The sequence below is a fragment of the Streptomyces sp. NPDC051940 genome, assembly GCF_040680895.1.
Classification (GTDB): Bacteria; Actinomycetota; Actinomycetes; order Streptomycetales; family Streptomycetaceae; genus Streptomyces.
Genome location: NZ_JBFAXR010000251.1, coordinates 1 through 3,914 on the forward strand (window position 1 = coordinate 1; position 3,914 = coordinate 3,914).

General features: G+C 75.5%; 4 protein-coding genes. 2 read left to right on the forward strand and 2 right to left on the reverse strand.

Annotated elements, in window-relative coordinates; all coding sequences use genetic code 11:
• Positions 1 to 266 precede the first annotated feature (266 nt).
• Positions 267 to 1,040 carry an MBL fold metallo-hydrolase gene (locus AB0M28_RS39990; protein WP_365415691.1) on the forward strand — a complete coding sequence of 258 codons (774 nt, stop codon included), beginning with the start codon at positions 267 to 269 and terminating at the stop codon, positions 1,038 to 1,040.
• The gene (locus AB0M28_RS39995) at positions 1,037 to 1,681 is read left to right on the forward strand and encodes a DedA family protein (RefSeq protein ID WP_365415693.1); all 645 of its coding nucleotides are present in this window, start codon (positions 1,037 to 1,039) and stop codon (positions 1,679 to 1,681) included. Before AB0M28_RS39990 ends, AB0M28_RS39995 begins: the two co-directional genes overlap by 4 nt.
• 17 nt (positions 1,682 to 1,698) lie before the next feature.
• Here AB0M28_RS39995 and AB0M28_RS40000 read toward each other — a convergent pair whose 3' ends face one another.
• Together AB0M28_RS40000 and AB0M28_RS40005 are read right to left on the reverse strand one after the other, a co-directional pair.
• Positions 1,699 to 2,787 carry an MBL fold metallo-hydrolase gene (locus tag AB0M28_RS40000; protein WP_365415695.1) on the reverse strand — a complete coding sequence of 363 codons (1,089 nt, stop codon included), beginning with the start codon at positions 2,785 to 2,787 and terminating at the stop codon, positions 1,699 to 1,701.
• The coding region (locus AB0M28_RS40005; protein ID WP_365415697.1) for an aminotransferase class I/II-fold pyridoxal phosphate-dependent enzyme at positions 2,784 to 3,914 on the reverse strand (1,131 nt) is incomplete at its 5' end. The genes AB0M28_RS40005 and AB0M28_RS40000, both read right to left, overlap by 4 nt.

Below are 3,914 nucleotides of genomic sequence, written 5' to 3' on the forward strand. Positions count from 1 at the left end.
TACGTCAAGCGAAGCAGTACGACAGGGGCCCCACCCGAGCCCGCCCCAGGCACCACCCCAGCCCGTCCGGCGCTTGAGGACTGAGGCGCGCAGCGCCGAATTGCGCCGCAGGCGCGAGCGCGAAGCGCACGATGCAGCGGGACCGCACCACCACCCCAGCCCGTCCGGCGTTTGAGGACTGAGGCGCGGAGCGCCGAAGCGCGCCAGCCGGCGCAAACGCAAGACACACGGACGACGTAGCCTCGACCCGTACGAAAGGAGATCGCGTGCCGGTCGACATCACCTGGTGGGGCCACGCCACCACCACCGTGCAGGACTCCGGCGTAAGGGTCGTGACCGACCCCCTGTTCGCGCAGCGCCTGATGCATCTGCGGCGAAGGCGAGGCGCCCCGCCACCCCCCGCGGCGGCCCACGCAGACGTGGCCGTCGTCTCGCACCTGCACGCCGACCACCTCCATCTGCCGAGCCTCGCCCGGCTCGCCCCCGGCACCGCGCTGCTGCTCCCCCGGGGCGCGGGCGCGGCCGTACCGGCGCTGAAGCGGCTGACCCACCTGCGCGTCACCGAACTCGCCCCCGGCGAGACCGCCGAGATCCGCGATCTCACGATCCGCGCCGTGCCGGCCAAGCACGACGGCCGCCGCTGGCCCTACGGCCCGCACCGCATCCAGGCGCTCGGGTTCGTCGTGGAGGGCGAGGCGCGGACGTACTTCGCGGGCGACACCGGCCTCTTCGACTCCATGGCCGACGAGGTCGGCGCGTGCGACGTCGCCCTGCTGCCCGTGGGCGGCTGGGGCCCGTTCCTGGGCTCGGAGCACCTCGACCCGCACAAGGCCGCGCAGGCCCTCGCGGCACTGGCGCCGAGGGCGGCCGTGCCCGTGCACTACGGCACGTACTGGCCGATCGGCATGGACGCCGTCCGGCCGCACGAGTTCCACGCGCCGGGCGACGACTTCCACCGGCTCGCCGGGGAACACGTACCGGGCACGGCCGTGCACAAGCTGGCGCACGGCGAGTCCGTACGGCTGGAGGCCGCCCGATGAGAAACCTCCCCGCCGGCCGTACGGCCCAGTTCGCCGCCGACGCGGTCCGCGCCGTGCCGCCGGAGTCGACCCAGCAGGCGATCGGCTATCCGTCGCTGTTCGCGCTGGTGCTGGTGGGGTCCCTGGTGCCCGTGATCCCGACGGGGGCGCTGGTCAGCTCCGCGGCGGTCGTCGCGTTCCACCAGAAGGCGCCGTACTCGCTGCTGCTCGTCTTCGTCGTCTCGGCGCTCGCGGCGTTCCTAGGCGACACGTGCCTGTACTGGCTCGGCATGCGCGGCGTGCGCAGCAGGAACGGCTCACGCTGGCTGGACCGGCTCACCGAGCGCACCGCGCCGGAGCAGATCGCCGCGGCCCGCGAGAAGCTGGACGCCCACGGCGTGCCCGTGCTGATCGTGTCCCGGCTGATGCCCGCCGGCCGGATCCCGGTGATGGTGGCGTGCCTGCTCACCCGGATGCCGATGCGCACGTTCGTCCGCGGCAACGCGCCGGCGTGCCTGGCCTGGGCGGGCACGTACGCGCTCATCGGCATCGCGGGCGGCTCGCTGTTCCCGGAGCCCTGGCAGGGCGTGGCCGCGGCGGTGGGCCTGACGCTGCTGATCAGCGCGGCCCCGATGGTGTGGCGGCGGGTGCGGCACGCGTAGGGGCGGAGGCCGGGGCCTCACAGCACCCGGGAGCCGCCCACCGGCAGGTCCCACAGCGCGTCCGCCGGCAGTCCCGCCTTCTGCCACGCCGCCAGCAGCCGCGTGCGCGGCTCCAGCGGCGACTCGGCGGAGAGCATGAACGTACCCCAGTGCATCGGCGCCATCCGCCGCGCGCCGAGGTCGGCGAAGGCGCGGACCGCCTCCTCCGGGTCGGTGTGGACGGGCCCCAGCATCCAGCGCGGGTCGTACGCGCCGATGGGCAGCAGCGCGAGGTCGATGCCGGGGTGGTGGGAGCCGATCTGCCCGAACCAGTGGCCGTAGCCGGTGTCGCCCGCGAAGTAGAGCTTCTGCCCGAGCCGGTCCGTGAGCACCCAGCCGCCCCACAGCGAACGGCAGGTGTCGAGGAGGGTGCGCTTGCTCCAGTGGTGGGCGGGGACGAAGTCGAAGCGGACGGCGTTGCCCTCGGGGCCGCGCAGCTCCGCGGCCTCCCACCAGTCCAGCTCGGTGACCTTGGTGAAGCCCCGGCGCCGGCACCAGCGGGCCAGTCCCGCGGGTACGAACAGGGCGGTGGCGCGGGGCAGCCGCTTCAGGGTGGGGGCGTCGAGGTGGTCGTAGTGGTTGTGCGAGATCACGACCGCGTCGACGGGCGGCAGGTCCTCCCAGCGCACGCCCACGGGGGTGATCCGGGCGGGGGTGCCGAGGATCTTGCGGGACCAGACGGGGTCGGTGAGCACGGTGAGGCCGCCCATGCGGATCACCCAGCTGGCGTGGCCGACCCAGGTCACGGAGACGGTCGTGGCGTCGGCGGCGGGGATGTTGCCCGGTTCGAAGGGGATCTGCGGGATCTCGCGCAGGGCGTCGGCGGCGGGACGGAGGTGGCCGTCGCGGGCGAGGCGGGCGACCATCGACACGCCGGGGAGGGGGGCGGTCAGCCGGTGGGTGAAGTCGCGCGGCCAGGAGCGGATCTCGCCGATGGGGCGCGGGGCGGTCGCGTTCGCCGCCGGGGTGACGTCCCCCGCGCCCGCCGATGCCCCGTCGAACCGTCCGGACCGCACGGACCCCAGGGACCAACCCGCCCCGCCCGCCTGGATGTCCGTCTCCCTCATCGCACCACTCCCGTCAGCTCGGCGATCACTGTCCCGAATTCCGCCAACGCCTGCGTCACGTGCGGCGACCGAAGCGGCTGCGGGGCGTCCAGGGCCGCGGTGCGCCGCGCGTCGTCCGCTCCGGCGAAGAGCGGCAGCAGCGCGAAGCGGACGCGCAGCGAGTCCGGTGGATCGCCGAAACGGTGGCCGCCGGCGACGCGGCCCGGGCCCAGGCGTGCCGCCAGCCAGGCCTCCAGCTCCGCCGCGCCGGTGACGCCCTGCACGTCCAGCTCCCGGCGCCGCTCGTCGAAGTCGGCGTACACGCAGGAACCCGCCTGGGGCGGGCGGCACTCCGCGCCCACGTCCGCGAGGATGCGTACGGCGGCCGCCGCGAACGCCGCGTTCAGCCGGGCCGCGGCGCCGGTACGGGCCGTGACGGACGACGGTTCGGTCAGGGCGAGGGCCGCCGCCTCGGCGACCGGGGAGGCGATGGCCGCGCCCATCGCCGCGAGCGCGGCGACCGTGGCCCGGCGCAGCTCCACGCCGTTCGGGCCGGCCGGGAAGCGGGCGACGGCGGCCGGCCAGGCGGACGGCAGCAGACAGGCGTCGAGCCCGGCCAGCGCGACGGCGTCGCCGTGGGACATCTCGGCCGGGCTGACGAGCATCGTGTCGTGCGGGTCGAACCGGGTGTCGCGGTACGTCTCGTCGCTCACCACGAGGACCCCGGCACCGGCGGCGGCCTCGCACACCTCGTACAGGATCTCGGGCGGCGGGACGGTGCCGGTGACCTCGTCCGCGACGGAGAGCACGAGCAGCCGGGGGTCGCCGCCGTCCGCCCGCAGACGCGCGAGGGTCTCCAGCAGCGCGACCGGGTCGGGGGCGCCGCCGCTCTCCGCCTGGACGGGAACGGTGTGCACGGCGCGGCCGAGGAGCCGGGCCTGCGCCGCGTGCCACTCGGCGGCCGGCCGTGGGATCAGCACGTCGCCGTCGGTCGCCGCGAGCAGCGCGAGGAGCAGCAGCCGGGCGCCGGGGGCAGCGGCCACCTGGCCGGGGCCGGTGTGCAGGCCGCGCCGGGCGAACCAGCCGGCCGCGTACGCTGCGAGGAGCAGATGTTCGCGCCGTGTGGAAGGGGCACCGGAGACCGTGGC